Source organism: Micrococcus sp. ACRRV (genome assembly GCF_022346985.1).
In the GTDB taxonomy this organism is placed as follows: Bacteria; Actinomycetota; Actinomycetes; order Actinomycetales; family Micrococcaceae; genus Micrococcus; species Micrococcus porci.
Map to the genome: position 1 here is coordinate 1 of NZ_JAKRNH010000136.1, position 5454 is coordinate 5454.

Annotated in this window: 5 protein-coding genes; 1 reads left to right on the forward strand and 4 read right to left on the reverse strand. The window is 76.4% G+C overall.

Features of this window, described 5'->3' with window-relative positions:
- The 3 genes from MHY29_RS11060 to msrB form a co-directional block, all read right to left on the reverse strand.
- A partial coding sequence (locus MHY29_RS11060; protein WP_239241247.1) for a DUF3000 domain-containing protein occupies positions 1-605 on the reverse strand: 605 nt, incomplete at its 3' end.
- Positions 606-633: 28 nt separating this feature from the next.
- The gene (locus tag MHY29_RS11065; RefSeq protein WP_224354745.1) at positions 634-1767 is read right to left on the reverse strand and encodes a low specificity L-threonine aldolase; all 1134 of its coding nucleotides are present in this window, start codon (positions 1765-1767) and stop codon (positions 634-636) included.
- Complete coding sequence (gene msrB, locus MHY29_RS11070) at positions 1764-2255, reverse strand: peptide-methionine (R)-S-oxide reductase MsrB (protein ID WP_224354747.1); 492 nt, start codon at positions 2253-2255, stop codon at positions 1764-1766. The genes MHY29_RS11065 and msrB overlap by 4 nt, the downstream gene beginning before the upstream one ends.
- Before the next feature lie 60 nt (positions 2256-2315).
- Between msrB and MHY29_RS11075 the strand changes: the two genes are divergently transcribed.
- The gene (locus MHY29_RS11075; RefSeq protein WP_239241248.1) at positions 2316-3722 is read left to right on the forward strand and encodes a S9 family peptidase; all 1407 of its coding nucleotides are present in this window, start codon (positions 2316-2318) and stop codon (positions 3720-3722) included.
- Here MHY29_RS11075 and MHY29_RS11080 read toward each other — a convergent pair.
- A partial coding sequence (locus MHY29_RS11080) for a M3 family metallopeptidase (RefSeq protein ID WP_239241249.1) occupies positions 3644-5454 on the reverse strand: 1811 nt, incomplete at its 5' end. The genes MHY29_RS11075 and MHY29_RS11080 overlap by 79 nt on opposite strands.

Below are 5454 nucleotides of genomic sequence, written 5' to 3' on the forward strand. Positions count from 1 at the left end.
CCTCGGACCGTCCCGGCGGCGGGGACGTCGTCGTCGGCGAGCGGGGGCAGGCCGGCGAAGGCGCAGATCATGTCCGACCACGCCTCGAGGTGGGCGCCGAGGTCGCGGGGGCCGGGGGTCCACGAGGCGCGCAGCTCGATGTCCGTCCAGCCGGGCTCCAGTGCGAGCGTGCCGAAGTGCTCGGCGAGCTGCCGGGTGGCGGTGCCGCCGGCCTCCGTGTGCGCGGCGTGGCGCCGTTCGAGGGCCTCGGCGAGCCAGTCCCAGGCGACGGCACCGGCCAGATGGTCGGTGGCGACGTCCGGCTCGAGGCTCGCCCGGATGTAGGTGACCACCCGGAAGTCGCCCCGCCACACGGGGGAGCCGGCCGGGTCGTGGAGGAGCACGAACCGCCCCGTCGCCAGGGGGTCGGCCTCCGCGCCGTGGGGGTCCAGGACGTCGGCGGCCAGGGTCACCGCGAACGGGGCGAGGCCGGGAGGGTCGGGGATCGGACGCAGGCGCACCTCAGGCCGGGGGTGGGCCGCGCGCAGGTCCGCGAGCGCGTCCGCGAACGCGCCGGAGGCGCCTCCGGCGGCGGGGGCCGGCGCCCGGGGTCCCGACTCGGTCATGGCGTCCAGCCTAGGACCGGCCGGCCCCTCACCGGGGGCGACGCGCCCGGAGGGCGGCGGCGAGGGCATCCACGAACGACTCGACGTCCGCGTCCGTCGTGTCCCAGGAGGTCATCCAGCGCACCTCGTGGGCGGCCGCGTCCCAGTCGTAGAACGGGTGGCGGAGGCGGACCTCGGCGGCGACATCCGGGTCCAGCCGGGCGAACACCGCGTTGGCCTCCGGGGCGCGGGCGAGCTCGACGTCGTCCAGCCCGGCGACCGCGTCGGCGAGCACGCGGGCCATGCGGTTGGCCTGTGCGGCCAGGGCGATGCCGAGGTCGTCCGTGAGCAGCGCCAGCAGCTGGGCCGCGAGGTAGCGGTGCTTGGATGCCAGCTGCATGTCCTGCTTGCGCAGGTAGCCGAGGGCGGCGCGGGCCCGGTCCCGCGCGTCGGCGGCGTCCCCGCCCGGCACGTCGGCGGGCCCGACCATCCGTGCCGCGACGACGGCCTCCGGATTCAGCACGATCACGGCCTCCGCCCCGAGGCCTCCGTTCTTCGTGCCGCCATAGGAGACGACGTCCACCCCGGCGTCGGTGGTGAACGCGCGCAGCGGCAGGTCGAGCGCTGCGGCGGCGTTGGACAGGCGCGCCCCGTCCATGTAGAGCGCGGCACCGGCGGCGTGCGCGGCGTCGGCCACCTCCCGCACCTGGGCGGCGGAGTACACCGTGCCGAGCTCCGTGGCCTGCGCGATCTCGACGACGGCGGGCTGGCTGGCGTGCACGAAGCCGTCCCGGCGCACGTGGGCCGCCGCGAGCTCTCCGGTGAGCCGACCGTCCGGGGTCGGCACGGGGACGAGCGGGGTCCGACCCAGGCGCTCGGGCGCGCCGCCCTCGTCGTGGATGAGGTGGGAGGAGGCGGCGGTGACCACGGAGCCCCACGGCGGGGTCAGCGCCTGGAGGGCGAGGACGTTCGCGGCCGTCCCGGTGAACACGGGCACGGCGAACGCCCGCTCGCCGAACACCTCCCGCACCTTCTCCTGCAGGGCGGCGCTGGTGGGGTCCTCGCCGTAGGACACGGCGTGATCCGCGTCCGCGTCGGCCATCGCGGCCCACACGTCCGGGTGCACGCCCGCGTAGTTGTCCGAGGCGAACGCCCGCAGCCCCGCGGGGCGGGCTGCGCTCACGCCCGGTCCCCGGCGGGGTCCGCCTCCGTGCCGATCGCCGCGACGTCCGCGGGGGTGAGGCGCAGCGAGATCGAGTTGATGCAGTACCGCAGGTCCGTGGGGGTGTCGTACCCCTCGCCGGCGAACACGTGGCCCATGTGGGACCCGCACGCCGCGCAGCGCACCTCGATGCGCTCCATGCCGAGCGTGGCGTCCTTGACGTAGACCACCCGGTCCTCGGCCAGCGGGGCGAAGAAGGAGGGCCAGCCGCAGTGCGAGTCGAACTTCTCCTCCGAGCGGAACAGCTCGACGCCGCACGCGCGGCACGCGTAGACGCCCTGCACGCGGGAGTCCCAGTACTCGCCGGTGTAGGGGCGCTCCGTGCCGGCCCGGCGCAGCACGTGGAACTCCTCCGGGGTCAGGCGGCGCGCCCACTCCTCGTCGGTGAGGGCGGCGGGGCGGGCGGCGTCGTCGGCGCCGGAGGGAACGGTGGCGTGGTTCTGGCTCATGCCCGTGCCAACCCGGGGCGCCCGCGGGATGTTCCCGGCCGGGTGGTCCACAATGGCCCCATGGCCTGCCCCCGACGTCACAGCCCGCGCCTCCGGGCCCGCCCGGACCTCCGCGACGCGCTCCTCGGCTCACTCCGCGGCTCGGCCGCCGTGGCCCGCCCCGCGGCCCGGCTGGCCCCCGCCGCCGCGTCCGTCGCGGCGTCCGCGGCCTTCGTCCTGGCCGGCGCCTCCGCGGGGCTGGCCGGCGTGTTCGCCCGCACCGTGGTCACCCCGGTGCGCTCGCGGCCCGAGCACACGGCCGTCCTCGCGGTCCTGGACACCGGGGACGGGATGGACGTCATCCTCCCGGCCGACGAGCACACCACCGTGCCCGGCACGTACTCGCTGACGTTCCACGGCGGGGAGGGGTGTGCCCGCATCGGCGCGATCCGCTCCTGCGACCCCCGCGACGGGACCGTGCAGCGGGTCGTGGAGGAGGTCTACTCCGGGGACCTGCGCTCGGCCGTCCGGGGCCGGTTCACCGCGTTCATCTGGCCCGGTCCCGCCGAGGCCGGCCTCGAGGCCACGGACGTGGAGGTCCCCGTCCCCGGCGGCGCCGCCCCCGCCTGGCGCATCGACCCCCCGCCGGCCGAGGACGGCGAGGAGCGGGCCGGCGAGGGGATGTGGGCCGTGATGGTGCACGGCCGCGGCGCCGTCCGCAACGAGGGCCTGCGCGCCGTGCCCACCGCCGCCCGCCTCGGCATGACCTCACTGCTGGTGTCCTACCGCAACGACGGCGACGCCCCCGACGCCGAGGACGCCCGCTACGGGCTGGGCACCACCGAGTGGGAGGACGTGGAGGCCGCCGTCCGCTACGCCCTCGACCACGGCGCCCGCGACGTCGTCCTGTTCGGCTGGTCCATGGGCGGCGCCGTCGTCCTGCAGACCGCCGACCGGTCCGACCTCACCTCCCGCGTGCGGGGGATCGTGCTCACGGGGCCGGTCGTCGACTGGATGGACGTGCTCCGCCACCAGGCCCGCCTCAACCGCATCCCCGAGGGGATCGGCCTGCTCGGCCAGTGGCTGCTCTCCAACCGGGCCGGCCGCCTCGTCACCGGGCTCGCCGCCCCGGTGGACCTCAAGGCCCTGGACTGGGTGACGCGTGCCGACCACGTCCGCGTGCCCACCCTGATCCTGCACTCCGAGGACGACGAGTACGTGCCGGTCGGCCCCTCGCAGGACCTGGCGGAGCGCAACCCCGCGCTCGTGCGGTTCGTGCGATTCCACCAGGCCCGCCACACACGCGAGCAGAACGTGGACCCCGTGAAGTGGGACCGCAGCGTCCGCGGGTTCCTCCGGGCGGTGCTCACGGCGCCGCGGCCGGGCGCCGTGAGCCCGCCCGGGGCGCCTCAGGCGCCCTCCGGCAGCAGCCCCCGACGCCGCAGCAGCGGCTCCAGCTCCGCGTCCCGTCCCCGGAACGCCCGGTAGGACTCCAGCACGTCCCGCGTGTCGCCCCGGGAGAGCAGCTCCTCCGCGAACCGGCGCCCGTTCTCCCGGGTCAGGCCGCCGTGCTCCCGGAACCACTCCACGGCGTCCGCGTCCAGCACCTCCGCCCAGATGTACGAGTAGTACCCGGCCGCGTAGTCGTTGCCGAACACGTGCTTGAAGTAGCCCGTCCCGTAACGCGGCGGCACCAGGTCGACGTCGATCCCCGCCTCCGTCAGCACCCGCCGCTCGAATCCGGCAGGGTCCGCGGTCGCCGCGTCCACGGTGTCCTCCGTGAGGGTGTGCCACGCCCAGTCGAGCAGCGTCGCCCCGAGGTACTCCACGGTCCGGTAGCCCTCGCCCCACAGGTCCGCCGCCTCCAGCCGCTCCAGCGTCCCCGTCGGCAGCTCCGCGCCCGTCTCCACATGCCGGGCGTAGTCCGCCAGCAGGGACGGCTCCCGCAGCCACACCTCGTTCACCTGCGACGGGAACTCCACCGTGTCCCGCGGCACCGCCGTGCCCGTCAGCGACGGGTACTTGCCCTCCGCCAGCAGCCCGTGCAGCACATGCCCGAACTCGTGGAACAGCGTCGTCGCCTCGTCCAGTGTCAGGAGCGCCGGGCGCCCCTCCGCCGGAGCCGGCACGTTCGTCGTGCAGAACACCACGGGGCGGGTGCCCAGCGCCGCCGAGGCGTCGACCACGTTGTGCATCCACGCCCCGCCGGACTTCGTCGGACGCGCGAAGAAGTCGCCCACGAACAGACCCACCCCGCGGCCGTCCTCGTCCGTCACCTCCCACACCCGGATCCCCGGCCGGTACAGGTGCCCCGCCAGATCCTCCCGCTCCGCGAACCGCAGCCCGTAGAGCGCCGTCGCCGCCGCGAACACGCCCCGGGTCAGGACCCGGTCCAGCTCGAACCACGGCCGCAGCGCCCCCGCGTCCACGTCGAACGCCTCCCGCGCGTGCGCCGCCGAGAGGAACGGCCAGTCCCACGGCGCCACCGGCGCGTCCCCCTCCGCCACCGCCTCGGCGTCCCGGCGCGCGTTGGCCATCGCCGGCCCCGTCAGGGAGCCCAGCAGCCCCTCCACCGCCGCCACCGACGGCGCCGCCCGGTCCCGCAGCGCATGCTCCGCCCACGACGCCGCCCCCAGCAGCCGCGCCTTCTCCAGTCGCAGACGCACGATCCGCATCGCCGTCGTCAGCGTCTCGTGCTCTCCGGAGGACCCCCGGCCCACCGACGCCTCGAACACCTCCCGCCGCAGCCCAGCGTCCTCCAGGTCCGCCAGCCACGGCTGCGACGTGAACAGCGACAGCGTCAGCAGCCACGGCCCCGCACCCTCCGCCGCGTCCGCCCTGCGGTGCCCCGCCTCCGCGGCCGCGCGCTCCGCCGCCGCCAGGTCGTCCGCCCCCAGCCCGGCCAGGCGCTCGCGGTCCGTCACCAGGACCGCGCGGGCGGCGGTGTCGGCCACGAGCCGTCGGGTGTAGGCGGCGGAGAGGGCCGCCAGCTCGCCGTTGAGGCGGGCGAGCTCGGCGCGGCCGGCCTCGTCCAGGCCCGCGCCGGCGATCTCCAGGCGGGTGCGCGTGCGCTCCAGCAGGCGGGCGTCCTCACCTGCGAGGCCGGCGTCGTCGACCGCGGCCACGCGCGCCGACAGGCGCGGGTCCAGGAGGATCGCGTCCTCGTGCGCGGCGAGCTCGGGGGAGAGCTCCTCGGCCAGGGCCTGCCGGGCGTCCGTGC

What these genes read in the sequence shown, in the direction of transcription:
- MHY29_RS11075 (WP_239241248.1), top strand. Translation starts at nt 2,316, where the DNA reads ATGGCCTGCCCCCGACGTCACAGCCCGCGCCTCCGGGCCCGCCCGGAC.
- msrB (WP_224354747.1), bottom strand. Translation starts at nt 2,255, where the DNA reads ATGAGCCAGAACCACGCCACCGTTCCCTCCGGCGCCGACGACGCCGCC.